23 protein-coding genes are annotated in these 24,928 nt (G+C 46.5%); 6 read left to right on the forward strand and 17 right to left on the reverse strand.

Features of this window, described 5'->3' with window-relative positions:
* Positions 1–15 precede the first annotated feature (15 nt).
* From atpB to FKN08_RS20600, 15 genes are all read right to left on the reverse strand, one after another.
* Positions 16–828, reverse strand: coding sequence for a F0F1 ATP synthase subunit A (gene atpB / locus FKN08_RS20530; RefSeq protein WP_005378922.1), 813 nt, complete (start codon positions 826–828; stop codon positions 16–18).
* An 8-nt stretch (positions 829–836) separates the two neighbouring features.
* Positions 837–1,226, reverse strand: a complete 390-nt coding sequence (locus FKN08_RS20535) for a F0F1 ATP synthase subunit I (protein ID WP_139060356.1) — start codon at positions 1,224–1,226, stop codon at positions 837–839.
* 189 nt (positions 1,227–1,415) lie between these two features.
* Positions 1,416–2,297, reverse strand: coding sequence for a ParB/RepB/Spo0J family partition protein (locus FKN08_RS20540; RefSeq protein WP_085344405.1), 882 nt, complete (start codon positions 2,295–2,297; stop codon positions 1,416–1,418).
* Between the two features lie 24 nt (positions 2,298–2,321).
* Entirely contained in the window at positions 2,322–3,095 is a 774-nt protein-coding gene (locus FKN08_RS20545) for a ParA family protein (RefSeq protein WP_005383838.1), read from the reverse strand.
* A gap of 10 nt (positions 3,096–3,105) precedes the next feature.
* Positions 3,106–3,741 (reverse strand): 16S rRNA (guanine(527)-N(7))-methyltransferase RsmG, encoded by a 636-nt coding sequence (gene rsmG, locus FKN08_RS20550; RefSeq protein WP_005394093.1) that lies wholly within the window; start codon positions 3,739–3,741, stop codon positions 3,106–3,108.
* On the reverse strand, positions 3,741–5,636 hold the full coding sequence (gene mnmG / locus FKN08_RS20555; RefSeq protein ID WP_047010278.1) for a tRNA uridine-5-carboxymethylaminomethyl(34) synthesis enzyme MnmG: 1,896 nt from the start codon (positions 5,634–5,636) through the stop codon (positions 3,741–3,743). The genes rsmG and mnmG overlap by 1 nt, the downstream gene beginning before the upstream one ends.
* Positions 5,637–6,113: 477 nt before the next feature.
* Entirely contained in the window at positions 6,114–6,548 is a 435-nt protein-coding gene (gene mioC / locus FKN08_RS20560; protein ID WP_005394096.1) for an FMN-binding protein MioC, read from the reverse strand.
* Positions 6,549–6,648: 100 nt separating this feature from the next.
* Positions 6,649–8,010, reverse strand: a complete 1,362-nt coding sequence (gene mnmE, locus FKN08_RS20565; protein ID WP_104969982.1) for a tRNA uridine-5-carboxymethylaminomethyl(34) synthesis GTPase MnmE — start codon at positions 8,008–8,010, stop codon at positions 6,649–6,651.
* A 118-nt stretch (positions 8,011–8,128) separates the two neighbouring features.
* Positions 8,129–9,751, reverse strand: a complete 1,623-nt coding sequence (gene yidC / locus FKN08_RS20570; RefSeq protein ID WP_005394100.1) for a membrane protein insertase YidC — start codon at positions 9,749–9,751, stop codon at positions 8,129–8,131.
* A 2-nt stretch (positions 9,752–9,753) separates the two neighbouring features.
* The gene (yidD, locus tag FKN08_RS20575) at positions 9,754–10,011 is read right to left on the reverse strand and encodes a membrane protein insertion efficiency factor YidD (RefSeq protein WP_005378822.1); all 258 of its coding nucleotides are present in this window, start codon (positions 10,009–10,011) and stop codon (positions 9,754–9,756) included.
* The gene (gene rnpA, locus FKN08_RS20580; protein ID WP_012841263.1) at positions 9,978–10,301 is read right to left on the reverse strand and encodes a ribonuclease P protein component; all 324 of its coding nucleotides are present in this window, start codon (positions 10,299–10,301) and stop codon (positions 9,978–9,980) included. Before rnpA ends, yidD begins: the two co-directional genes overlap by 34 nt.
* Before the next feature lie 46 nt (positions 10,302–10,347).
* A complete protein-coding gene (rpmH, locus tag FKN08_RS20585; protein ID WP_005378825.1) occupies positions 10,348–10,482 on the reverse strand; it encodes a 50S ribosomal protein L34 in 135 nt (44 codons plus the stop codon).
* 242 nt (positions 10,483–10,724) lie between these two features.
* Positions 10,725–11,462, reverse strand: coding sequence for an amino acid ABC transporter ATP-binding protein (locus tag FKN08_RS20590; protein ID WP_114324060.1), 738 nt, complete (start codon positions 11,460–11,462; stop codon positions 10,725–10,727).
* The gene (locus tag FKN08_RS20595; RefSeq protein WP_005378829.1) at positions 11,459–12,130 is read right to left on the reverse strand and encodes an amino acid ABC transporter permease; all 672 of its coding nucleotides are present in this window, start codon (positions 12,128–12,130) and stop codon (positions 11,459–11,461) included. Before FKN08_RS20595 ends, FKN08_RS20590 begins: the two co-directional genes overlap by 4 nt.
* 114 nt (positions 12,131–12,244) lie before the next feature.
* The gene (locus FKN08_RS20600) at positions 12,245–12,991 is read right to left on the reverse strand and encodes an amino acid ABC transporter substrate-binding protein (protein ID WP_170892812.1); all 747 of its coding nucleotides are present in this window, start codon (positions 12,989–12,991) and stop codon (positions 12,245–12,247) included.
* Positions 12,992–13,403: 412 nt separating this feature from the next.
* On the opposite strand from FKN08_RS20600, the gene dnaA reads away from it, so the two are divergent.
* The 6 genes from dnaA to FKN08_RS20630 all read left to right on the forward strand — a co-directional run bounded on the left by dnaA (position 13,404) and on the right by FKN08_RS20630 (position 21,223).
* A complete protein-coding gene (gene dnaA, locus FKN08_RS20605; RefSeq protein ID WP_005378835.1) occupies positions 13,404–14,810 on the forward strand; it encodes a chromosomal replication initiator protein DnaA in 1,407 nt (468 codons plus the stop codon).
* A gap of 63 nt (positions 14,811–14,873) precedes the next feature.
* Entirely contained in the window at positions 14,874–15,974 is a 1,101-nt protein-coding gene (dnaN, locus tag FKN08_RS20610; RefSeq protein WP_005394106.1) for a DNA polymerase III subunit beta, read from the forward strand.
* A 9-nt stretch (positions 15,975–15,983) separates the two neighbouring features.
* On the forward strand, positions 15,984–17,063 hold the full coding sequence (gene recF / locus FKN08_RS20615) for a DNA replication/repair protein RecF (RefSeq protein WP_005394107.1): 1,080 nt from the start codon (positions 15,984–15,986) through the stop codon (positions 17,061–17,063).
* A 13-nt stretch (positions 17,064–17,076) separates the two neighbouring features.
* On the forward strand, positions 17,077–19,494 hold the full coding sequence (gyrB, locus tag FKN08_RS20620; RefSeq protein WP_005394109.1) for a DNA topoisomerase (ATP-hydrolyzing) subunit B: 2,418 nt from the start codon (positions 17,077–17,079) through the stop codon (positions 19,492–19,494).
* Positions 19,495–19,837: 343 nt separating this feature from the next.
* The gene (locus tag FKN08_RS20625) at positions 19,838–20,254 is read left to right on the forward strand and encodes a GreA/GreB family elongation factor (protein ID WP_170892813.1); all 417 of its coding nucleotides are present in this window, start codon (positions 19,838–19,840) and stop codon (positions 20,252–20,254) included.
* A gap of 531 nt (positions 20,255–20,785) precedes the next feature.
* On the forward strand, positions 20,786–21,223 hold the full coding sequence (locus FKN08_RS20630; RefSeq protein WP_170892814.1) for an Hsp20 family protein: 438 nt from the start codon (positions 20,786–20,788) through the stop codon (positions 21,221–21,223).
* Between the two features lie 83 nt (positions 21,224–21,306).
* Here FKN08_RS20630 and FKN08_RS20635 read toward each other — a convergent pair whose 3' ends face one another.
* Positions 21,307–22,560, reverse strand: coding sequence for a valine--pyruvate transaminase (locus FKN08_RS20635; protein WP_170892815.1), 1,254 nt, complete (start codon positions 22,558–22,560; stop codon positions 21,307–21,309).
* 221 nt (positions 22,561–22,781) lie between these two features.
* On the reverse strand, positions 22,782–24,866 hold the full coding sequence (locus FKN08_RS20640) for an alpha-amylase (protein ID WP_170892816.1): 2,085 nt from the start codon (positions 24,864–24,866) through the stop codon (positions 22,782–22,784).
* Between the last annotated feature and the right edge of the window lie 62 nt (positions 24,867–24,928).

Below are 24,928 nucleotides of genomic sequence, written 5' to 3' on the forward strand. Positions count from 1 at the left end.
AAAGCTTTAAAAAAATTAATGATCAGGATCTTCGTGTGCCATTGACAGGTAAACAATTGTCAACATCATGAATACGAAGGCTTGAATCGTAATAACCAAGATATGGAAGATTGCCCACGGTAGTGAACCCATCCATTGTAAGTACCATGGTAGCATTGCCGCACAAAGAATGAATACAACCTCACCCGCGAACATGTTACCGAATAAACGCATACCAAGTGATAGAGGTTTCGCCAGTAGCGATACCACTTCAATCAGTAGGTTAAACGGAATCATAAGTGGGTGATTGAATGGATGTAGTGCAAGTTCTTTTGCGAATCCACCTAGACCTTTCACTTTGATGCTGTAGTAAATCATCAATGCAAAAACGCCTAGAGCCATAGCCATGGTGATATTCACATCAGCAGACGGTACAACCTTAAGGTAAGGGATACCTAGCCAATGTTCTGCTGGGTACGGTAAGAAGTCGATAGGAACTAAGTCCATCACGTTCATCAAAAATACCCAACAAAAGATAGTCAGTGCTAAAGGCGCGATCAGTGGGTTGCGTCCATGGAACGTGTCTTTGACGTTATCGGCGACAAATTCAACGATCATTTCTACAGCACACTGAAGCTTACCCGGTACACCCGCTGTTGTTCTCTTCGCTACTTTGTAAAAAATTCCGAGGAAGATTAAACCAGTAAACCAAGAAAAAAACAGGCTATCGATATGTACGTTCCAGAAACTTGTCTCCGACCCTACTAAACCCAACTTATACAGCGATAGGTTAGAAAGGTGGTGGGCAATGTAACCGGACGATGTTAGCGCTTCACCTGGCGCAGCCATAACTCATCCTATTTTTTGTTGTTAATGAATAGCACTGGTGCACAGATATTAATACCTAGTACCAGCAAATAGGTTAGTTTGAGGGGAACAAGTTCCACCTGCATATACATGTAGGCAACATAGAACAGTGCAACCGTGATGAGAATTTTCAGTACTTCACCCGCATAGAAGGAAGCCGCAATGCGCTTGGCAGCGCGAGCCCCACTAAACATGAAAGCACACAGCGCGAATACTGCATTGGCAACAACAAAAATGCCTCCGCCAATCAGCGCTGAAAATCCCCAGTCAGGATTTATGGCTACCGCCATTCCTGCTGCCACAAAAATAACCGCGCCAGACTGGATCATTAACAATTGCCTTGCGAGCTCTCGTCCTGGTCTAGCTAACGCAGCTACCATGTATTCGTACCTCTAGTAATATCCACTTCGCACTAAACTCTCTGTGCTGGGAAATTGGCGAAAATTATACGTTCAGTTCAACGTAAAGCAATTCGATTGCATCAAAAACTTACAGTTTTGTTTACAAAACGACAACTTTCGCACAAAATTCGATTAATTAGATTAATTGACCTAAATCAATTATCTCATCTAGGCCTCAAGCTTGGCAATTAGTTGGTCCAATTTGTGAGGCTCATCAAGACTTATCGTCAATTTCGCTTTTCCGTTTGCAGAACGGGTCAGAGAAACTTTTGCATCAAGCAGCTGACTCAATTTATGCGACATTTGCTCAGCTTCGGTATCTTCTTGTTGCCCTTTTTGCTCATTTTGTGGGGCTAAGCACTTTTTTACTAACTGTTCGGTTTGACGAACAGTCATTTGCTTTTTCGCGACTTGTTGAGCAACCTCAACCTGCTGCTCACCCTGCAAGGCCAATAGCGCTCGCGCATGACCCATTTCTAGCAATTTATCCGCAACCAAGCTTTTCACATTGGACTCAAGCTGATTTAAACGTAACAAGTTACTGACCGTCGTTCTCGACTTACCAATCACTTCTGCGACTTGTTGATGCGTAAGCGTAAATTCGTCTTGTAAGCGCTCAAGCGCTTGTGCTTCTTCAATCACATTCAAGTCTTCACGTTGAATGTTCTCAATCAACGCCATGGCAATCGCCGCGCGATCTTCGACTTTCTTCACCAAACACGGCACACGTTTTAAACCAGCTTGCCTTGCCGCACGCCAGCGGCGCTCACCAGCGATGATCTCAAACTGGCCGCTTTCAACCTGGCGAACCACGATTGGCTGAATAATGCCTTGTGACTGAATCGAAGCCGCTAATTCTTCTAGCGCTTCAGGCGCCATATCTTTACGCGGTTGGTATACGCCCGGTTGCAATTGACCAATCGCTAAGTCGGTTAACTCACCGTCTGCCGATAATTCTTGGCTATGCGATGCAATATGCTGTTTTTCACGAGCAAACGAACTGGTCGACAATAACGCATCCAGTCCTTTTCCGAGACCACGCTTAGACATGGGATTGAATTCCTTAGGTTAGAGTTAAACTGGGATTTCTTCGCGGCGGAGCATTTCGCCCGCTAGAGCAAGATACGCTTTGGCCCCTGCAGAGTACTTATCGTAGTACATCGCTGGTTTACCGTGACTTGGCGCTTCGGCCAAACGCACATTACGCGGAATGACGGTACGGTAAACTTTATTGCCAAAGTGTTTTTTAAGTTGATCGGACACTTCATTCGATAGGCGGTTGCGCGGGTCGTACATAGTACGCAGTAAACCTTCAATTTTGAGGTTTTCATTAACCACAGCCGCTAACTTGCTGATTGTGTCCATAAGAGCAGTTAAACCTTCTAACGCAAAGTATTCACATTGCATCGGCACCAGCACAGAATCAGCTGCCGCCATCGCATTGATTGTAAGAAGGTTTAGAGAAGGAGGACAATCAATAAAGATGAAATCATAGTTATCGCGAACTGACGACAATGCATTTTTTAAACGCACTTCGCGAGCGAACACTTCCATCAATTTGATCTCTGCCGCGGTTACGTCTCCGTTCGCCGCGATCAAATCATACTTCCCTGTGGTTTGGGTACAAACGACTTGATCGAACGGTGTATCTTCGACCAAAAGATCGTATGCGGTGGCATCGACCATATATTTATCCACGCCACTGGCCATCGTAGCATTGCCTTGCGGGTCGAGATCGATCACCAAAACCTTGCGCTTTGTTGCCGCCATCGAAGCCGCTAAGTTAATGCACGTTGTTGTTTTGCCGACCCCACCTTTCTGGTTGGCGATTGCTACAATTTTACCCACGATTACCTCGCTAATTTTCCTTGCGCGATAAGATTACTAGATGACGATCACCTTCCAACTCAGGAACAGCTAAAGATATGATCTCTGTCACACTGCACCATTCAGGAAGCTGATCCATTTCATCTTTAGGGTGCTGTCCTTTCAGCGCTAGAAACACCCCATGCTCTTGTTTCGGCAAATGGTGGCACCATTCCACCATGTCTGTCATTGAAGCAAAAGCTCGACTCAAAACGCCATCAAATTTTTCTTCAGGTTGGAATTCTTCGACGCGACTTTGAATTGGTGTCACGTTTTTCAGCCCTAATGTGTGCACGACTTGCTTGATAAAACGGATGCGTTTGCCAAGACTGTCGAGCAAGAAGAAGGTCTTCTCAGGGTTCATGATTGCCAAAGGTATGCCCGGTAAGCCCGGACCAGTACCAACATCAATGAAACGCTCACCGGGCAGGTGTGTGCTCACCACGATGCTATCAAGAATATGTTTCACTAACATATCAAGCGGATCGCGCACCGACGTTAAGTTGTACGCTTTGTTCCACTTGTCGAGCAGTTCGACGTAACCGACCAATTGCTCTCTTTGTTGCTCTGACACTTCTAAATCGGTTTTCGCGATCAGTGAATCCAGCTTTGTTCGCAATGCGCTCATTATTCTTCCTCACCTTTCTTCAGCAAACCATGCTTTTTCAAGTGAACAAGTAGAATAGAAATTGCAGCAGGCGTAATACCAGAAATGCGCGATGCAATACCGATGCTCTCTGGTTTGGCTTCACTCAGTTTAGCAACGACTTCGTTTGATAAACCTTTTACATCACGGTAATCCAAATCAGCAGGTAGCTTGGTATTTTCGTGACGCAATGATTTTTCGATCTCTTCCTGCTGACGCTTGATGTAACCATCGTATTTTACTTGAATTTCAACTTGCTCCGCCGCTTGCTGATCTTCAAGTGCAGGAGCAAACGCTTCAAGTTGCGTCAGTTGCGAATAAGTGATCTCTGGACGACGCAGAAGATCCTCACCACTCGCTTCACGTGCCATTGGGGTTTTCAGCAGCTTGTTCAGCTCATCCACGCCTTCTGATTTCGGATTCATCCACGTTGATTTCAAACGCTGACGTTCCGTTTCCATGTTATTGAGTTTCTCGTTAAAGCGAGCCCAACGAACATCGTCAATCAAGCCTAACTCGCGTGCTTTTTCCGTTAAACGTAAATCGGCGTTATCTTCACGTAGCAACAAGCGGTATTCCGCACGAGAAGTGAACATGCGGTACGGTTCTTTGGTACCCATGGTCGATAAATCATCAATCAATACGCCCATGTAAGCTTGGTCACGACGTGGGCTCCAGCCTTCTTTGTCTTGGCTGTACAAGCTTGCGTTTAGACCGGCCATCAAGCCTTGCGCTGCGGCTTCTTCGTAGCCAGTCGTACCATTAATCTGACCAGCAAAGAACAGACCATGAATAAACTTGGTTTCGTACGTTTGCTTCAAATCACGTGGATCGAAGAAATCGTATTCAATCGCATAACCAGGACGAACGATATGCGCATTTTCAAAACCTTTCATTGAGCGAACGATTTGTACTTGCACATCAAATGGTAAGCTAGTCGAGATACCGTTAGGGTATAGCTCGTGCGTCGTTAAACCTTCTGGCTCAATGAAGATTTGGTGGCTATTTTTATCCGCAAAACGCATCACTTTGTCTTCAATCGACGGGCAGTAACGCGGACCAATGCCTTCAATCACACCCGCGTACATCGGACTGCGATCCAAGTTGCTACGGATCACGTCGTGCGTTTGCTCATTGGTGTGCGTAATAAAACATGGGATCTGACGCGGGTGTTGTTCGCGTTTACCCATGAATGAAAATACAGGGGTAGGGTTATCACCGTGCTGAGCTTCAAGCACTGAAAAATCAACAGTGCGAGCATCAATGCGCGGTGGGGTGCCCGTTTTTAAACGATCCACACGGAATGGCAGTTCACGTAATCGATCCGCTAATGCGATCGACGGAGGATCCCCTGCACGTCCGCCTGAAGAGCTCTCCATGCCAATGTGGATCTTACCACCAAGGAACGTACCTACCGTGAGTACGACGGCTTTCGCATGGAAGCGAAGTCCCATTTGAGTCACCACGCCAACCGCGCGGTCTTGCTCAACAATCAGATCATCCACTGACTGCTGGAACAGCGTTAAGTTGGGGGCATTTTCTAATGCGTTACGGACGTACGCTTTGTACAGAGCTCGATCCGCTTGAGCTCGAGTCGCTCGAACTGCAGGACCTTTGGAGGCATTTAGTGTACGGAATTGAATACCTGCATGGTCGATGGCTTCAGCCATCAAACCGCCCATAGCATCCACTTCTTTTACTAAGTGACCTTTACCAATACCACCAATCGCCGGGTTACAAGACATCTGGCCTAATGTATCGATGTTATGGGTAAGGAGAAGCGTTTTTTGTCCTGTGCGTGCAGATGCGAGCGCGGCTTCCGTTCCTGCGTGTCCGCCACCGACAACAATGACGTCAAAGTTTTCGTGATAAAGCATGAACTGACCTCAGGTATTCAAAGGGATTTAATGGACAGATAAAGGAGCCGTATTTTACCTGCTTTATGCCACAGAGAAAAACGTTTTCTCGTTTTATCCGTTTTAAGCTTCAAGATAAATATATATAAGATCTATATATATGATCTTTTATTAGATCTACTATTAGGATCGACCGTTTCTGTGGATAACCTAAAAATGATCAACAAGATCATGGATCTTCTTTGGATCATATCTTGTGATCATGATTGGATCAGATCGAGGATTACCTGGGATCAAAAGTGGTAGTTATACACAGGGGGTAAAATTGATCAAAGTTGTTATTGGGATAACTAAAGGAAAATCACTGGATCTTATCGTAGTTATCCACAGCTCGTTTGGTTGGTTTTTGAGCAGTTAAACAAAATAATTTGACGGGAGTTATTCACATTGGGGAAAACAGAGCCGAATTTCGACTCTGTTGAAGGGAAAGCGGGGAGCTTAAAAGCGTTCGATATTCTCTTTTAACCATGCCTCTGCGGCGTCTTCGGGTACAGCATGGCTCAGTACATCAATCTTAAGACAATCAGCGAGCGGTGTGGCACCAATGTCCTCTAGTAAATCATAAGCGTGTTGACCAGCGGCGCAGAACGTATCATAGCTTGAATCACCAATCGCAATCACTGCGAACTTTACGTCGGTCATTTTCGGCGGGGTATTTTGTAATGCCGCGATAAAAGGTTGAATATTATCAGGGTACTCACCAGCCCCATGGGTTGAGGTGATCACCAACCACGTTCCTTGATTTTCGATCTCATCGAGGGACGGCTGGTTGTGGATCGTTGTTTCAAATCCATTCTCGTTGAGTAGATCACTCAGGTGATCCCCTACGTATTCTGCGCCACCTAGCGTGCTGCCTGTAATAATGTGGATCATACTTCTTCCTTATTGAATGCGACGGCTAAAGCTCATGGATGGCTTGCCGTACAAAAAGAAACGCGGTGTGAGTTAAGCTCAGCACCGCGCGTTCGATTATTTACTTCCCGATACAGAATGAAGAGAAGATTCGGCCCAGTAAGTCGTCAGAACTGAACTCGCCGGTAATCTCGTTGAGATGCTGCTGGGTGATGCGCAGCTCTTCTGCCAGTATCTCGCCAGCCATATAGCCTTCAAGCTGTTCCTGGCCTATTTGAAGGTGCTGTGCGGCGCGCTCCAACGCATCGAGGTGACGGCGACGAGCCATAAAGCCACCCTCACTGTTGCCTGAGAAGCCCATGCATTCTTTGAGGTGTTCACGCAGAGCTTCAACTCCTGCACCAGTTTTCGCTGACAAGCGGATGAGGGTAGGGTTATTGACGTGGCAGATCCCCATTTCTTCACCCGTTTGATCCGCTTTGTTTCGGATCACGGTTATGCCGATATTGTCAGGTAGGCGATCTACAAAGTCTGGCCAGATATCTTTCGGATCGGTGGCATCGGTTGTGGTGCCATCCACCATGAACAAGACGCGGTCTGCTTGAGCTATTTCATCCCACGCGCGCTCGATACCGATTTTCTCGACTTCGTCGGAGGCATCACGCAGACCTGCTGTATCAATGATGTGCAGTGGCATTCCATCAATGTGGATATGCTCACGCAGGACGTCACGCGTGGTACCTGCGATGTCGGTTACGATTGCAGACTCTTTGCCTGATAGCGCGTTCAGTAGGCTTGATTTGCCCGCATTTGGACGACCAGCAATCACGACTTTCATCCCTTCACGCATAATAGCGCCTTGGTTGGCTTCTTTGCGCACCGCATCTAGGTTGTCGATGATGGCTTGTAGGTCACCAGCCACTTTGCCGTCGGCCAGAAAGTCGATCTCTTCTTCTGGGAAGTCGATGGCTGCCTCAACATAGATACGCAAATGAATCAGCGACTCAACTAAGGTATTAATGCGCCCTGAAAAGGCGCCCTGTAAGGATTGCAGCGCCGATTTTGCTGCTTCTTCAGAACTTGCATCAATGAGGTCTGCAATTGCCTCTGCTTGAGCGAGGTCGAGTTTATCGTTCAGGAACGCACGTTCAGAGAACTCACCAGGGCGAGCAGCTCGAATACCATTAATACCTAGAATGCGTTTTATCAGCATATCCATCACGACGGGGCCGCCATGGCCTTGCAGCTCAAGTACGTCTTCACCTGTAAATGAGTGCGGGTTAGGGAAGTACAGAGCGATGCCCTGATCAAGCACAGTGCCATCTTCTGACTTAAACGGCAGGTACTCTGCATAGCGGGGCTTTAGTGTCTTACCCGTGACTTCTAACGCCACTTGGTTGGCTTTAGGGCCTGATACTCGAATAATACCGACACCGCCACGACCAGGCGCGGTCGCTTGAGCGACAATCGTATCTGTAGTCATAATTTTGCCTTTTTGAGCTGGGCTCAAATTGAGCCATAACTTTAGTTAGCTGAATTGTAATCAGCCAAAAACAAAAAGGCGACCTTTTGGCCGCCTTTCTCAATCATTTCCTAAAAGGTTACTTGCTGTGTAAGCCTTTTTTCTCTAACCCTTTGTAGATCAGAGTTTGCTGGATAAGCGTTACGATGTTCGACACCAACCAGTACAGAACTAGGCCTGATGGGAAGAACAAGAAGAAGAAGGTAAACATAACCGGCATAAAGGTCATGATCTTCTGCTGCATTGGATCCGTTACTGTTGTCGGGCTCATCTTCTGGATTAGGAACATAGACGCACCCATCAATAGCGGCAGGATGTAGTAAGGGTCCTGCGCTGACAAGTCGTGAATCCAACCAAAGAATGGTGAGTGACGAAGCTCTACCGATTCCATTAGCGCCCAGTATAGTGCGATGAAAATAGGCATCTGTAGGATAAGAGGTAGACAGCCACCGAGTGGGTTTACTTTCTCTTTCTTGTACAGTTCCATCATTTCTTGGCTCATACGCTGACGGTCATCACCGATGCGCTCACGCATTGCTTGCAGCTTAGGCTGTAGCATACGCATTTTCGCCATAGACGTGTATTGTGCTTTTGTTAGTGGGTACATTGCACCACGAACGATGAAGGTCAGACAGATGATTGCCACACCCCAGTTACCAACAAAGCTCTGGATGAATGAAAGCAACATATGAAGAGGCTTCGCAATGAACCATAACCAGCCGTAGTCCACTACTAGGTCTAGGTTAGGTGCCACTTCTGCCATTTCATCTTGCAGTTTTGGACCAACCCAAAGTGTTGCTTCAAACTTAGCCTGATCGCCTGTTGCGATAGTTTTGTTCGGCATACGAACGCCGATGTCGCCTAGGTTGCCAATTACACGAGTGTATAGGTTAGTACCTGGTTCGTTACGTGGGATCCAAGCTGCGGCAAAGTAGTGCTGAATCATTGCTGCCCAACCTTGGCCATCGGCTAGGTTTAGAGACAGGTTGCGATCCTGCATATCATCAAAGCTGTACTTCTTGTAACGCGTATCTTCTGTTGAGTATGCGCCACCACGGTAAGTAGGCATTGTGATGCTACCACCATCGTCCATTAGGTTTTGACGTAGGTGAGCGTACATACCAAATGTTGCGTTATTGCCTGAGTTGTTCACTACATCGTATTCAACATTAAGCGCGTAGCTGCCGCGTTTAAAGATGTAAGTTTTGGTGTATTCGATGCCGTTTGCAGTGAATGTCATCGGAACGCGAAGTTCATCTTGACCGTCAGCTAGAGTGAAGCTGTCTGCACTTACGTTGTAGTGAGGGCGATTTGTGCTGCTCAAGTCGATACCTTGAGGACCCACTAGACCGCTTTGAGCGATAAATTGGTGACCTTGAGCGTCTTTAAGCAGAACAAAGGAATCTGATGAATCTAACTCAGCAGAGTATTCGTTAAGGTTGGCATGTACCACATCGCCACCAACGGTGTCGATCGACAGAGTTAAAACATCAGTCGTTACTGTGATAGTTTTTGCAGAAGCTTGCTGTTGACCAGGAACTGGGTCAAGTTCATCAGCAAAAGATGGTGCAGGTAGAGTGCTGCTTGATTGAGCCTGTTCAACTGCTTGAGGTTCTGGATTCTTTGCAACTTGCCATTGTTGAAACAGCAAAAAAGAAACCAGGGCCAAACCGATGAGCAGGATATTACGTTGAGAATCCATCGTTAGTTATCTCTGTCTTGTTTTTGGACTGGTGGAACGGGGTCATACCCCCCTTCATTCAAAGGGTGGCATTTTAATAGACGTTTGCCTGATAACCAACATCCTTTTACAAAACCGTGAGCTCTCAAAGCTTCTAGCGCGTAAGTGGAACAGGTTGGTGTGAACCGGCAACGAGGACCAATCAAAGGGCTGATAAACCAGCGATACAGATAAACGAGCCCAATGGCTATCCACGTGAAGGGCGAGACAGGCGTTGCCATAGCTTATCAAACAACTTAAAAATTTCCTCATTGCTTAAATCTTGCGCGCTTTTCTTCGCAATCACAACAAAATCTTTGTTTGGAAGCTGATGTTGATTGTTACGAAAGCTTTCACGAGCCAAACGCTTAAATCGGTTACGACCGACAGCCGTTTTGATTTGCTTTTTTGGAACCGCTAAACCTAATCGTGGGTGAGAAAGTTTGTTCTTGCGAGCAATGATGGTGAAATGAGGCGAGCCAGCTCGATGAGCTTGCTGGAAGACGTTTTGATAATGCTCGGGAGTTAACAAACGTAACTCCCGATTAAACGCGTACGTGTTCAAAATAAACTAGCGATTATTTTGATAGGCGCGCACGGCCTTTTGCACGACGTGCGTTGATAACTTTACGACCGTTCTTAGTTGCCATGCGAGCACGGAAGCCGTGAGTACGCTTGCGCTTTAGAACTGTAGGTTGAAAAGTGCGTTTCATGATAATTACCTTTACTGATCAGTAGTTTTAGGTTCTTGTTAAACCCGGCGTGGGTATTTGCTTTCTTATATAAAGAAGCTCTTTATATAGAGAAGGACAACCGACGCCTCTCAACAAAGAGGCGGAATTGTAATCACACTCACATAATGTGTCAATGACTCAATGAGTACGAAATTCCGGCCGGGCGATTATACGTAGTGTGAGTAAAATCTCAAGGATCAATCGATCCTGATGCTTGATCGTTACTCTATTCCTACTTGGTTAAGGAATTTTTTCAAACGAGGATCTTGTGGATTATCGAAGATATCCTGTGGAGAACCTTGCTCTACGATATTGCCTTCCGCCATGAAGATCACTCTATCAGCGACTTCTTTCGCGAATTGCATCTCGTGCGTCACCACCAGCATGGTTTGATGCTGATTAGCTAACTTCTTCATTAATGAGAGAACTTCTCCAACCCATTCCGGATCCAACGCAGAAGTTGGTTCGTCAAATAACAGCAGTTCTGGTTGCAGCGCCATCGCTCGGCCGATACCCACACGTTGTTGTTGGCCGCCAGACAATGCCGCTGGATAACTATCGCCTTTATCCCCAAGGCCTATGTCATCCAGAATTTGTTGCGCTCGTTTGAGAGCATCGGCTTTTTTCCATCCTCGAACGGTCACTAGACCTTCGGCAATATTCTGGCGCGCATTCATATGGGCAAACAGGGCATAGTTTTGGAACACAAAGCCAGTTCGACGACGCAGCGCTAATACTTCGGCTTTTGTGTGTTTTTGAGTATCAACAGAGACGTCATCTATCGTGATACGACCTTCATCTGCCTGTTCTAGAAAGTTCACTGTACGCAGCAAGGTTGATTTACCCGTGCCACTTGAACCGATAATCACAATGATCTCACCTTGCTGAATATCGAGATCAATGCCTTTCAGCACTTCAGTCTCACCAAAACGTTTGTGAATATTTTCTAATTTAATCATCGTACGTACGCCTTATTCAGTTTTGCTTCTGCCCAGATTTGTACGCGAGTCAAAATCACCACCACACCCCAGTAAATAAGAGCAACCGCAAGGAAAGCTTCAAAGAAACGGAAACTTGATGAGGCTTCCATCTGTGCTTTCGCCATGATTTCGGCCACACCAAGCGTGAAAGCGAGAGACGTTGACTTGATCATATCGATGAAATAGTTCATCAATGAAGGCAGTGCGACACGCGTTGCTTGAGGTAAAATGACGCGGCGCATCGCCTGAGATGTTGTCATACCCACCGACAAGCTCGCTTCCATTTGGCTGCGATCAATACCAATAATGGCGGCACGAATACTTTCCGCCATATAAGCGGCAAAGTGCAGCGTTAAACCGATCACCGCTGCTGAGAAGGCATCAATACCCACCATTAATGGGAAAATTTGTGGTAAGCCATAATAAAGCAGGAAAAGCTGAACTAAGAGTGGGGTGCCACGGAAGAAGCTGATGTACAGTTGGCTTAATTGATCCAGAACTGGCAGTTTAAATACGCGAATATTGGCTAAAATGACGGATAAAATCAGTGAAAACACCAATCCCCACGTCGCCATTTCCATGGTAGTGCCAAGATATTTCAGCAATATCGGCAGCAGTTCCAACATGTAATTAAAGTCAAATCCCATACGGCTTACCTAAAGGCTAGAGAAAAGAAAAGGTGGAAAACAAGTTCCACCTTTACGTAAGTTTATTTTAGTCCGAGAGTGATACCACTTTGCGGCCTAAAGTACAAAGAGTTCTTATTTCGTGATGTCAGCGCCAAACCACTTCACGGAAATTTTCTCTACTGTACCATCTGCGCGCATCTCAGCCAGTGCTTTGTTTACTTCTTCTTGCAGCTTACGACCTTTCTCGTTGTCCACGAAAGGCCATGCGTTTTGAATGGTCTCAAACGGTTCGCCCGCCAATTCCAGAGGAAGACCGGTTTTCTTAATCAGCTCTAATGCAGAAAGACGATCCATTACAAATGCATCTGCACGACCGAGTGCCACATCATGTTCGATACCAGTGTCGTACGTTTTGATGTTGATCTTGCCATCTTTGTCGTACTGACGAAGCAGTTGCTCGAAGTTAGATCCTAGGTTCACAGCAACGGTTTTACCCGCGAGATCGTCAACACCTTTGATGCTGTCGTTGCCTTTACGCACGGTAATTTGTGCGCCATCTACAACGTAAGGGTCTGCGAATAGGTATTTGGCTTTACGCTCATCAGTCATGGTGATTTGGTTGGAGATCGTATCGATGCGACCGGTTTCTAGCAGACCAAATAAACCAGAGAAGTTGGCTGTTACGTATTCGATTTTGTAATCGTTGCGTTTGCTGATTTCATCCCACATGTCGACTTCAAAGCCTTGTAGCTTATCTTGCTTTACAAAAGTAAACGGGAAGTAGCGACCTGACATACCAACTTTGACTTCAGTAGCGGCTTGTACGGTTGCTGCCGACAGTGCAATGGCTGCAACGGCAACCTTAATCCAGTTTTTCATAATACATCTCCATAATTTTATGGTTGGAAATACTACTGTTAGTTAGCTCAATTAAATAAATAACCAAGAGCAATAACCTAGACCTGTGAGTTATTAGATAATAGAAGAAGAATGTTAAATGTGACGAAAATGCGAACTGAACCAGGGGAAATGATCGACAAAATCAGCATTGGGAATAAAATAATACACAGACTTATCACCAATCACTCGATCTTGTGAATTTTGCCCAATTGTGGATCGTTGTGTGGGCAAATTTGGGGCAAGGTGTGTTGATCTCATCAAGTTTGCAGAAATAATTGTGAATAACTTGGATCTTATTCACTGGATCGTCGATCAATCGCTGGCGATCTTGGTTATCAACAGGTAAAATTGCCAGTCTTTTCCGATAATTCAATTACTCAGTGGGGGCACCGTGTCATCTTCGCTTTGGCTGCAATGTTTGCAGCAGCTTCAAGAAGAGCTACCAGCTACAGAATTCAGCATGTGGGTTCGTCCGCTACAAGCGGAGCTCAATGACAATACTCTCACTCTATTCGCGCCAAACCGCTTTGTGTTGGACTGGGTGCGTGATAAGTATCTGAACAATATTACTCGTTTACTACAGGAATACTGTGGTGGCGACATTCCTAACTTACGCTTTGAAGTGGGGAGTCGACCTGTCTCTGCTCCAAAACCAGCGCCGACACGTACGCCTGCAGATGTGGCTGCGGAGTCATCTGCACCTGCGCAATTACAGGCACGTAAGCCAGTACACAAAACCTGGGATGACGACGCTCAAGCGATTGCGGCGATCAATCACCGCTCAAACATGAACCCAAAACACAAGTTCGACAACTTTGTTGAAGGTAAGTCGAACCAACTGGGTTTGGCTGCGGCGCGTCAGGTATCGGATAACCCTGGTGCAGCTTACAACCCACTATTCCTATACGGCGGCACGGGTTTGGGTAAAACCCACTTATTGCATGCGGTGGGTAACGCGATTGTGGATAACAACCCGAACGCGAAAGTGGTCTACATGCACTCAGAGCGTTTTGTGCAAGACATGGTGAAAGCGCTGCAAAACAATGCGATTGAAGAATTCAAACGCTACTACCGCAGTGTGGATGCACTCCTTATCGATGACATCCAATTCTTTGCTAATAAAGAACGTTCGCAAGAAGAATTCTTCCATACCTTCAACGCACTATTGGAAGGTAACCAGCAGATCATCTTAACGTCTGACCGTTATCCTAAAGAGATTAATGGCGTTGAAGATCGTCTTAAATCTCGCTTTGGTTGGGGTCTTACTGTTGCGATCGAGCCGCCTGAGCTTGAAACGCGTGTGGCGATCTTGATGAAAAAAGCCGAAGATCACCAAATCCACCTTGCTGATGAAGTGGCATTCTTCATTGCCAAGCGTCTGCGTTCGAACGTTCGTGAGCTAGAAGGTGCACTGAACCGTGTTATCGCGAACGCGAACTTTACTGGTCGTCCAATTACGATTGATTTTGTTCGTGAAGCGCTGCGCGATCTGCTTGCTCTGCAAGAGAAGCTGGTGACGATCGATAACATTCAAAAGACAGTGGCGGAATACTACAAGATTAAAGTAGCGGACTTGCTGTCTAAACGTCGCTCTCGTTCTGTTGCGCGTCCTCGTCAGCTGGCCATGGCGTTAGCAAAAGAACTAACCAACCATAGCTTGCCTGAAATTGGCGATGCGTTTGGGGGCCGCGATCATACGACCGTACTTCATGCTTGTCGCAAGATTGAGCAGCTGCGTGAAGAGAGCCACGACATTAAAGAAGATTACTCTAACTTGATTCGCACCCTGTCTTCGTAATCGGTTAGAATAACGGTATTCTAAGCAAATCATTTATTGAGCTGACAGCGTAAAGAGCCAAGCATGAAATTTACCATTGAACGTAGTCATTTAATCAAACCGCTACAGCAGGTTTCGGGCGCTTTAGGTGGCCGACCAACTCTGCCAATCCTAGGTAACCTACTTCTTAAAGTAGAAGAGAACGTATTGTCGATGACGGCAACCGATCTTGAAGTAGAGTTAGTAAGCAAAGTGACGCTAGAAGGTGATTTTGAAGCGGGCAGCATTACCGTTCCTTCGCGTAAGTTTCTCGATATCTGCCGTGGTTTACCGGACGATGCGATCATCACATTTGTTTTAGAAGGTGATCGCGTACAAGTTCGCTCTGGTCGCAGCCGTTTCTCATTGGCAACGCTTCCTGCGAACGATTTCCCTAATATTGAAGACTGGCAAAGCGAAGTGGAAGTATCACTGAGCCAAGCTGATCTACGTACGCTGATCGACAAAACTCAGTTCTCGATGGCGAATCAAGACGTTCGTTACTACCTCAACGGTATGTTGTTTGAAATTGACGGTACCACGCTACGCAGCGTGGCGACGGACGGCCACCGTATGGCGGTATCGCAAACTCAGCTGGGTGCGGATTTTGCGCAGAAGCAAATCATCGTGCCACGCAAAGGTGTGCAAGAATTAGTGAAGTTGATGGACGCGCCAGAGCAACCTGTAGTACTTCAGATCGGTAGCTCCAATGTTCGTGCTGAGGTGAATAACTTTACTTTTACCTCTAAGTTGGTTGATGGTCGTTTCCCTGACTACCGCCGCGTATTGCCTCAGAGCACCAATAAGACCCTAATAGCAAGTTGTGACGAGTTGCGCCAAGCCTTCTCTCGTGCTGCGATTCTTTCCAACGAAAAATTCCGTGGTGTGCGTGTGAATCTGGCTGATACTGAAATGCGCATAACCGCGAATAACCCAGAACAAGAAGAAGCGGAAGAGATGCTTGATGTGACCTTTGAAGGTGACGCCATCGAAATCGGCTTTAACGTAAGCTATGTGCTTGATGTTCTGAACACGTTGCGTTGTGAAAATGTACGTGTGTCGATGTCGGATGCTAACGCTAGCGCATTGATTGAAAATGCCGACGATGACAGTGCCATGTACGTGGTGATGCCAATTCGTCTATAAGCCAACTGAATGCCTCTTTCTCGTCTCATCATTCAGCAGTTTCGAAACATTAAAGCCTGTGATATTGAGTTATCAGCAGGCTTTAACTTTCTTATCGGGCCGAACGGCAGCGGTAAAACCAGTGTCTTAGAAGCGGTTTACCTGCTCGGGCATGGCCGCTCATTCAAGAGTTCTCTCACCGGACGAGTGATACAAAATGAGTGTGACGAACTGTTTGTTCATGGTCGTTTTTTGAACTCGGATCAATTTGAGCTACCTATCGGCATTAATAAGCAGCGTGATGGCTCAACAGAGGTTAAAATAGGCGGTCAATCTGGACAAAAATTAGCGCAGTTGGCACAAGTTCTGCCTCTGCAGTTGATACACCCAGAAGGGTTTGATTTACTGACAGATGGCCCTAAACATCGTCGTGCGTTTATTGACTGGGGCGTGTTTCATACCGAGCCTGCTTTTTATCAAGCATGGGGAAGGTTCAAGCGCCTGAACAAGCAGCGCAACGCGTTGTTGAAAACCGCCAATAGTTATCGTGAACTCAGTTATTGGGATCAGGAAATGGCAGGGCTGGCTGAAAACATCAGCCAATGGCGAGCAAGTTACATCGAGCAGATGAAAACCGTCGCAGAAACTATCTGTCAGACATTTTTGCCAGAATTTGAGATCCAATTGAAGTATTATCGTGGCTGGGATAAAGACACCCCATACCACGAGATACTAGAAAAGAATTTTGAGCGTGATCAGGCATTGGGATACACCTTTAGTGGCCCAAACAAAGCTGATTTGCGCATTAAAGTGAACGGAACGCCCGTTGAAGATGTTCTGTCACGCGGTCAATTAAAACTCATGGTGTGTGCATTGCGTGTCGCGCAAGGGCAACACCTGACAGAGATGACCGGTAAACAATGCATTTACCTAATTGACGACTTCGCGTCGGAATTAGATAGCCAACGTCGCAAGCGTCTTGCTGACTGCTTAAAAGAGACGGGCGCACAAGTATTTGTAAGCTCTATCACTGAAAGCCAAATCGCCGATATGTTGGACGATAACGGTAAATTGTTTCATGTGGAACATGGCAGGATAGAGTCAAACTAGAAGAGAGAAACTCATGTCTGAAAATTACGATTCATCGAGTATTAAGGTACTGAAGGGTCTGGATGCGGTACGTAAGCGTCCAGGAATGTACATCGGCGATACGGACGACGGCACCGGCCTTCACCACATGGTTTTCGAGGTGGTGGATAACTCAATTGATGAAGCGTTGGCAGGTCACTGTAAAGACATCGTTGTGACAATTCATGAGGATAACTCGGTTTCCGTTAGCGATGATGGTCGTGGCATTCCAACAGAAATCCACTCAGAGGAAAATGTCTCTGCAGCAGAAGTAATCATGACGGTACTTCACGCGGGTGGTAAGTTCGACGATAACTCATACAAAGTATCGGGTGGTCTTCACGGGGTAGGTGTTTCAGTGGTAAACGCGCTATCTGAGAAAGTTGAGCTGACGATTCATCGTGGTGGCCATATCCATACGCAAACCTACCGCCATGGTGAGCCTCAAGCGCCACTAGCTGTTGTGGGTGATACGGATAAAACCGGTACGCAAATTCGTTTCTGGCCAAGTGCCGAGACCTTCTCTAACACTGAGTTCCACTATGACATTCTGGCGAAACGCCTGCGTGAACTGTCATTCCTGAACTCTGGTGTATCGATCAAATTGGTTGATGAGCGTGAAGCGGACAAACATGATCACTTCATGTATGAAGGTGGTATTCAAGCGTTCGTTGATCACCTAAACACCAACAAAACGCCAATCATCGAAAAAATCTTCCACTTTAACTCAGAGCGTGAAGACGGCATTTCAGTTGAAGTGGCGATGCAATGGAACGATGGTTTCCAAGAGAACATCTTCTGTTTTACCAACAATATCCCACAGCGTGATGGTGGTACTCACCTTGCTGGTTTCCGTGCTGCGTTAACACGTACATTGAACAGCTTTATGGATAAAGAAGGTTTCTCTAAGAAAGCAAAAACAGCGACTTCAGGCGACGATGCGCGTGAAGGTCTAACTGCGGTTGTTTCGGTGAAAGTGCCTGATCCTAAGTTCTCAAGCCAAACAAAAGACAAACTGGTTTCTTCTGAAGTGAAATCAGCGGTTGAGTCTGCAATGGGTGAAAAACTGTCTGAGTTCCTGATTGAGAACCCGACAGAAGCGAAGATGGTTTGTTCGAAAATCATCGATGCAGCACGTGCACGTGAAGCAGCGCGTAAAGCTCGTGAAATGACGCGCCGTAAAGGTGCACTAGACCTAGCTGGCCTTCCAGGTAAACTTGCAGACTGTCAGGAAAAAGATCCGGCACTCTCTGAACTATACATAGTGGAGGGTGACTCGGCAGGCGGCTCCGCAAAACAAGGCCGTAACCGTAAGAACCAAGCAATCCTACCGCTAAAAGGTAAGATTCTTAACGTAGAAAAAGCACGTTTCGACAAGATGCTGTCTTCGCAAGAAGTGGCCACTCTGATCACTGCACTTGGTTGTGGTATCGGTCGTGACGAGTACAACCCGGACAAGCTGCGTTACCACAACATCATCATCATGACCGATGCCGATGTCGATGGTTCGCACATCCGTACGCTACTATTGACCTTCTTCTACCGTCAAATGCCAGAGCTTATCGAGCGTGGTTACGTGTACATCGCTCAGCCACCACTTTACAAAGTGAAAAAAGGCAAACAAGAGCAGTACATCAAAGACGAAGAAGCGATGAACCAATACCAAGTATCATTGGCTCTGGATAATGCATCGCTACACGTAAACGCAGAAGCACCAGCATTGGCAGGTGAAGCACTAGAGAAGCTTGTTCAACAGTACAATGCGGGGATTAAACTGGCGGAACGTATGAGCCGTCGTTACCCAAGTGCTTTGGTAAACGAGCTGATTTACACTCCTCGTCTAACTCCTGAGCAATGCCATGACGCATCAGTTGTTGAAGCGTGGACGAAGCAGCTTATTGAGCAGCTGAATGCGAAAGAAGTGGGTGCGAGCCAATACAGCTACGAAGTTGAACAGCACGAAGAACTAGGCTTAAACTTGCCTAAGATCGTGGTTCGTACTCACGGCGTGACGCACGAGCATGCAATTAGCATCGATTTCCTAAACTCGAAAGAGTACGGCAAGTTGGCTGATCTATCAGAAGCACTGGATGGGCTTCTGGAAGAAGGCGCGTACATCAAACGTGGTGAGCGTACGATGCCAGTAGCAAGCTTTGCAGAAGCGCTTGATTGGTTGGTTAAAGAGTCAATGCGTGGTCTGAGTCGTCAGCGTTACAAAGGTCTAGGTGAGATGAACCCAGATCAGCTGTGGGAAACGACTATGGACCCAGAAACGCGTCGCATGATGCAAGTAACGATTGAGGATGCGGTAGGCGCAGACCAATTGTTCACAACACTGATGGGTGACCAAGTAGAACCTCGTCGTAACTTCATCGAAGAGAACGCACTGAAAGTAGCGAACCTAGACGTATAACGACACTGTTCGTGATAGTAAAAAGCAGCGAGAAATCGCTGCTTTTTTTGTTTTAACCACCAATGAAAATCGCCACTTTCTGCCAAGACTTTGGTTTTTCTGGTGCTAACTGCCAATAACCTGATCAAGCTTGCCATTTTATTTCTGTTTTCTTTTTTTCTCGCCATTTTGTTCGCTTGGGCGCTTTTGCTTTCTTTTTTCTGCTCGCTATAGTGCTGAAGAGCTGATGAATAAGGAGGTTGAGAAAATGGTGATGACTTTCCTGAACTAAGCCGGAGGTGATGCACTTCCGGTTCAATGCACTGAATTTATTTGTAAGACAAGGCATAAGAAGGAAATAATCATGTTTGAACGCTGGTTCTCGGCGTACTGTTTGGCGCTGCGAACTTGGTGGTTAACCAGTCGCTTTTTAACCTATCAATCACCACTAAGGTTGTTATCGCTATTTGAAACCTGCGAGCAACAGGCCCATTGCCGTAACCGAGCTCGTATTGCGGTTGGGGACACGGTTCGCTTAGTGGATGTTGAGCGTGCTTATCAATATCGCATGACGTTAGTCAACTCGCACAAGAGCCAACCGATGACAGGTATGCTCGCAGTCGATTCTTATTTGGGATCCCGTTTATTAGGTCGAGCTAAAAATGATGCGCTCGAAGTGGAAATTTTTAATCAGCGACGCTGCTTTGTGATTACTGAAATTGTTCATCAATCGCAGCCACCAGCGCAGAGAATGCTGTGTGGCTGTCTGTTGTGTCAATAAATAGAGGTGAAGTCATGAGTAAGAAAGACAAGAAACAACCACAGTTGAGTCTGAAAGAAAAGCGTAAGTTAAAACAGGAAAAAGCGGCAGAAAAGAGCGTTGTAAAAGCGCGTAAATCCTCCCGCAAGTAGAGTGCAGATTAAGCCCACCAGAAAGGTGGGTTTTTTAATACCGATCGCAAAGCGAGGGTAAACTGACCTTTCTGGGGAGATAGCGAGCGCACTTAAAATTTTTTATTTTTTCCCTTGAAAGTCATTTTTGACGACCTTATATCTAGTTGTGAAGAGGATGACTGGCTTGCTAGAGACTAGAAGACAGCCCTCTGGAATCGCTAAAACGAGATCGCTCAAAGAGGATATGGCGTTTTAGCACACAACTTAAACCTTTAGATTTCCTATCATGTCTCCGAGCCAAATGATGGCCTGCGGAATGATAAGAATCTCTTAGCTCGGCGTTGGTTTTTGCATAAACACGCCTGTGAGATGAACGTCATCTGAGCTAAGACTATTGCTTAATTAAGAGGATAGATTTATGCGTAACGTAGATTTCTCACCACTATACCGTAATGCAATTGGCTTTGATCGTCTGCTAAACCTGATGGAAGCGAATACAGCGAAAAATACTTCTGGCGGTTACCCTCCGTACAACATTGAGCAAAAAGACGAGCATAACTACCGTATTACTATGGCAGTTGCTGGCTTCTCTGAAGACCAACTCGATCTGACTCAAAACGAAAACATGTTGATTGTGAAGGGCGAACGCAAAGCAGAAGAAGGCAAAAACTACGTGTACCAAGGCATTGCTGAGCGCGACTTTGAACGTAAATTCCAGCTAGCGGATTACGTCAAAGTGACTGGTGCATCAATGGAAAATGGCTTATTACACATTGACTTGGTTCGTGAAATCCCAGATGCAATGCAACCACGTAAAATTGCTATCGGCAGCAACAACCTGCTAGAAAATAACTAATCAGCAAGTAATTTGCTTATAGAGTGAGAAAGAGCGCCAAGTGGCGCTCTTTTTAATTTGTGTCTTTGATGTGGGAGTTTGCTTTACTGACCTTGTTGGTAAGCCTTTTCGACTTCTTCCGCGATAATCGCGATACCTTTCTGCATCATCTCATCGTCTTGAACGTAGTTCATGCGTAAGCACTGATGAGCGTGGTCCCATTCGTCTTTCTGGCCAATAAAGAAGTATTCACCCGGAACAATCAAAACCCCACGCGCTTTCAAGCGTTGGTAAAGTTCCATTGTCGTAATTGGCAGTTCATCAAACCATAACCACAAGAAGATAGCCCCTTCAGGTTTGTGAATACGGAAGCGCTCATCGGTAATCGCTTCTTGCAGCAGTTCAACCGCACGTTGCGACTTATGCTTGTAAAACGGCTTAATCACCTCTGAGCTCAGTTTAAGCAGGTCGCCTTTAGCGATGATGTGGTTTGCCAGCGCTGGACCCACACTGCCTGGTGCTAGGCTGATGATGCCGTTCATATTGGTTAACGCTTGAGTGATTTCTTCACTCGCAATCACAATGCCACAACGCACACCCGGTAAGCCCAGCTTAGATAGGCTCATGCACAAGATGGTGTTTTCATTCCAGAATGGTTCGACATCTTCAAAGATGATGTTCGGGAACGGCAAGCCGTAGGCGTTATCGATGATCAGTGGGATGTTGTTTTCACGTGCGAGTTTGTCCAGTTTACGCACTTCTTCGTCTGTCAGTACGTTACCCGTTGGGTTGGTTGGGCGAGATGCGCAGATTGCTGCAACAGAATCGTCGACGGTTAGCTGTTCAAAATCGACGTGGTATTTAAACAATCCGTTATCTAACAGCTCGATTTCTGGGTGGTAAGAGACAAAAATATCTTCATCAATGCCAGCATCACCATAGCCGATGTACTCAGGCGCGATAGGCAGTAGCACCTTCTTATGCGAACCGTCAGGCTGTTTACCTGCGAGTAAGTTGAACAAGTAGAAGAAGCCACTTTGGCTGCCGTTAGTTAGGCTGATGTTCTTCTCTGAAATGTCCCAACCGTAAGTTTCACGGAATAACTGAGCCAGCGCTTTCACGAACGCATCTTTACCCTGTGGGCCATCGTAGTTGGATAGGGCGGCGACGAGCTCTCCACTGGCGAGCATTTCCTCACTGGCTTGGTGAAAATAATCGAGCATGGCAGGAATGGCGGCTGGGTTGCCTCCACCGAGCATGATGGCACCTGGTGTGTGTAGACCATCATTCAAATCGTCCATTAACTGCGTGATACCTGAATACTGATTAAATTTTTCACCAAACTTTGAGAACTGCATGCTGACTGATACCTAATTCATTGTGATTGCTTATGTGTATTGAATGCTGATGAAACATCAGCTTATAGAGTAATACTTGACCTTACCCTAATGTTATTACGACGCAAAGTGTGAATTTACTCGAAGAAGAAAAAAGTTTGTCATCAGACCAGATGATGGGGATATGAGCAGTGAATAAAAAAGGGAAGCGAAATGCTTCCCTTGCTGGTGGAGTGAATCGGCTATTCGCCAGTGTAGACGATTAGCACTTTGTCGTCGTGGTATTGGCGCTCGAACGCGTAATACCCTTCTTGATTGCGAGTGATGTGTTTGCCTTGCGCAACCGCTGGGTGGCGTTGACGGAATTCGCCGAGTTTTTGCCAATGTTGCAGTAAGTCTTCACGTTCGCCATGAATCTTATCCCATGGCATGTCTGAGCGTGTGCCTTGGTGGGCGTCTGAACCAGTCACGCCAAAGTCACGAGCAATCTCATCGCCGTAGTAGATTTGGACTGCACCCGGAGCCAGCATCAGTGCATTTGCGGCACGTGCTTGGTCATCAAAGCTGCGGCTGCGCGCTGACCAAAACAGTTGAGTATCGTGCGAAGACAGGTAACTCAACACGTTGAACTCGTGATCGGAGTTAATACGTTCCGCGTAGCGGCGATAATCGCTATCGAGTTGAGCGAAGCATTTCAGCGCTTTTGGTGCCACGTCAGATTGGAACTCGAAGTTGATGATGGAATCGAAGCCGTTATCGAAATACGGGCTTTTCACCACGCTGTGTGCCCATACTTCACCCGTCATCCAGAAAGGTAGATCATCCAAGGCTTTGTCTGGGTTGTTTTGCTTCCACTGGGCAAGCGCTTGAGTGGTGCTGGCTTTCAGCTCTGCCCACGCATCCATTTCAACGTGCTTAGCAGTGTCGACACGGAAACCATCAATGCCGTAGTCGCGTACCCAGTCGGATAACCAGGTAATCAGATGCTCACGTGGAGTTTTCAGCTTATCTTGCGCATTAGTGTCTTTATTGCGGAAGAAGTTCGGTAAGCCGGTTTTCTGAGTCGATTCGGTTTTGAGATCCGGTAGGTAGTTTAAAGACATGGTGATGTCGTTGTATCCCGGCGCATCGTACTCGCCGATGTCGGTACGAATCCAATCTTTGCCCCACCATTTATCCCACGCTTCGCTATCACCGTATTTGATGTAGTCGTTGAAGCTGTGCCAGCTTTGTCCTGATTTTGGCTGCCAGTCGGTCCATTTTTCACCAAGGAGTTCTTTGGCTTCTTGGTCATCAAGGTACAGCTGACCAAATCCGAATTCCTGCATGTCTGCTAATGTTGCGTAGCCCGTGTGGTTCATGACCACATCCCAAATCACGCGGATGCCTTTCTTGTGGGCAGTATCGACGAAGGTTCTGAGTTCATCTTCGGTACCCATGTTGGCATCAAGCTTAGTCCAATCTTGGTGGTAGTAGCCGTGGTAGCCGTAGTGCTTAAAGTCGCCTTTATCGCCGCCGCCAACCCAGCCATGGATTTGTTCCAGTGGTGAGGTTATCCAGATAGCATTCACACCAAGTGATTCGATGTAATCGAGTTTTTTCGTCAGACCCGCTAAGTCACCACCGTGGAAGGTGCCAATCTCGTATTTTCCGTCTTTGCTGCGACCGTAGCTGTTGTCGTTGTCTGGGTTGCCATTATAGAAGCGGTCGGTCATGACGAAGTACACCGTCGCGTTATCCCAGCTGAACGGTTTATCGGCTTGCTGTTCAACTTCTTCTAGCAGCAATAGACCTTGGCTCATAGGACCCGACTGCATGGTGACGCTGCCATTGGTGACTGTGGCTTCTTGTCCGGTTAAGGCATCACGAACGACTGTGCCATCATTAAAGGTTTGAGCAACGTTGATGGTTTTTGGCGCGTCAGTTGCGACAGGGCAAGAGTAGGTAATGTCTTGGTTCTGTTTGGGTTTGAGCCTAACAGTTAGCTCGTTAGTAGTTGGGTTGAGCGTAAATTGATAGGTATTGGCTTTGAAGATGCGCAGTGGCATTTGTGCATCAGTGGCGCAATTATCCATTTTTAATGGACGATTGAATTTGATGCGATCTTCTTCTGCTAGAGCAAAGCTGCTGCCGCAGGTTTGGTTACTGTCGGCAATGGTAAAGGTATAGCTGCCTTTTTCGAGTTTTTGCTCGGCGACAAGTAAGCCGTTAGAGTTTTGTTCGAAGACGGCTGTATCGTCTCCAACGTTTAGTACGATAGCATTTTCTGGAATTTGGCTGCAGGCGCTCAATAGTCCAATAGAGAGTGCGAGAATTGTTTTTTTCATTGTGTCCTTCCCCCGAATAAACAGTCCAGTTATAGCAAAACTGTGCCTCTACAATCCGAGCT

Source organism: Vibrio sp. 1-2 (7-a), assembly GCF_013048515.1.
In the GTDB taxonomy this organism is placed as follows: domain Bacteria; phylum Pseudomonadota; class Gammaproteobacteria; order Enterobacterales; family Vibrionaceae; genus Vibrio; species Vibrio diabolicus.

What these genes read in the sequence shown, in the direction of transcription:
- yidD (WP_005378822.1), bottom strand. Translation starts at nt 10,011, where the DNA reads ATGGCAACGCCTGTCTCGCCCTTCACGTGGATAGCCATTGGGCTCGTT.
- FKN08_RS20600 (WP_170892812.1), bottom strand. Translation starts at nt 12,991, where the DNA reads ATGAAAAACTGGATTAAGGTTGCCGTTGCAGCCATTGCACTGTCGGCA.
- FKN08_RS20595 (WP_005378829.1), bottom strand. Translation starts at nt 12,130, where the DNA reads ATGGGATTTGACTTTAATTACATGTTGGAACTGCTGCCGATATTGCTG.
- dnaN (WP_005394106.1), top strand. Translation starts at nt 14,874, where the DNA reads ATGAAATTTACCATTGAACGTAGTCATTTAATCAAACCGCTACAGCAG.
- FKN08_RS20640 (WP_170892816.1), bottom strand. Translation starts at nt 24,866, where the DNA reads ATGAAAAAAACAATTCTCGCACTCTCTATTGGACTATTGAGCGCCTGC.
- recF (WP_005394107.1), top strand. Translation starts at nt 15,984, where the DNA reads ATGCCTCTTTCTCGTCTCATCATTCAGCAGTTTCGAAACATTAAAGCC.
- FKN08_RS20630 (WP_170892814.1), top strand. Translation starts at nt 20,786, where the DNA reads ATGCGTAACGTAGATTTCTCACCACTATACCGTAATGCAATTGGCTTT.
- rpmH (WP_005378825.1), bottom strand. Translation starts at nt 10,482, where the DNA reads ATGAAACGCACTTTTCAACCTACAGTTCTAAAGCGCAAGCGTACTCAC.
- yidC (WP_005394100.1), bottom strand. Translation starts at nt 9,751, where the DNA reads ATGGATTCTCAACGTAATATCCTGCTCATCGGTTTGGCCCTGGTTTCT.
- FKN08_RS20540 (WP_085344405.1), bottom strand. Translation starts at nt 2,297, where the DNA reads ATGTCTAAGCGTGGTCTCGGAAAAGGACTGGATGCGTTATTGTCGACC.
- FKN08_RS20625 (WP_170892813.1), top strand. Translation starts at nt 19,838, where the DNA reads ATGTTTGAACGCTGGTTCTCGGCGTACTGTTTGGCGCTGCGAACTTGG.
- atpB (WP_005378922.1), bottom strand. Translation starts at nt 828, where the DNA reads ATGGCTGCGCCAGGTGAAGCGCTAACATCGTCCGGTTACATTGCCCAC.
- mioC (WP_005394096.1), bottom strand. Translation starts at nt 6,548, where the DNA reads ATGATCCACATTATTACAGGCAGCACGCTAGGTGGCGCAGAATACGTA.
- FKN08_RS20590 (WP_114324060.1), bottom strand. Translation starts at nt 11,462, where the DNA reads ATGATTAAATTAGAAAATATTCACAAACGTTTTGGTGAGACTGAAGTG.
- mnmE (WP_104969982.1), bottom strand. Translation starts at nt 8,010, where the DNA reads ATGACTACAGATACGATTGTCGCTCAAGCGACCGCGCCTGGTCGTGGC.
- mnmG (WP_047010278.1), bottom strand. Translation starts at nt 5,636, where the DNA reads ATGCTTTATCACGAAAACTTTGACGTCATTGTTGTCGGTGGCGGACAC.
- FKN08_RS20535 (WP_139060356.1), bottom strand. Translation starts at nt 1,226, where the DNA reads ATGGTAGCTGCGTTAGCTAGACCAGGACGAGAGCTCGCAAGGCAATTG.
- rsmG (WP_005394093.1), bottom strand. Translation starts at nt 3,741, where the DNA reads ATGAGCGCATTGCGAACAAAGCTGGATTCACTGATCGCGAAAACCGAT.
- gyrB (WP_005394109.1), top strand. Translation starts at nt 17,077, where the DNA reads ATGTCTGAAAATTACGATTCATCGAGTATTAAGGTACTGAAGGGTCTG.
- FKN08_RS20635 (WP_170892815.1), bottom strand. Translation starts at nt 22,560, where the DNA reads ATGCAGTTCTCAAAGTTTGGTGAAAAATTTAATCAGTATTCAGGTATC.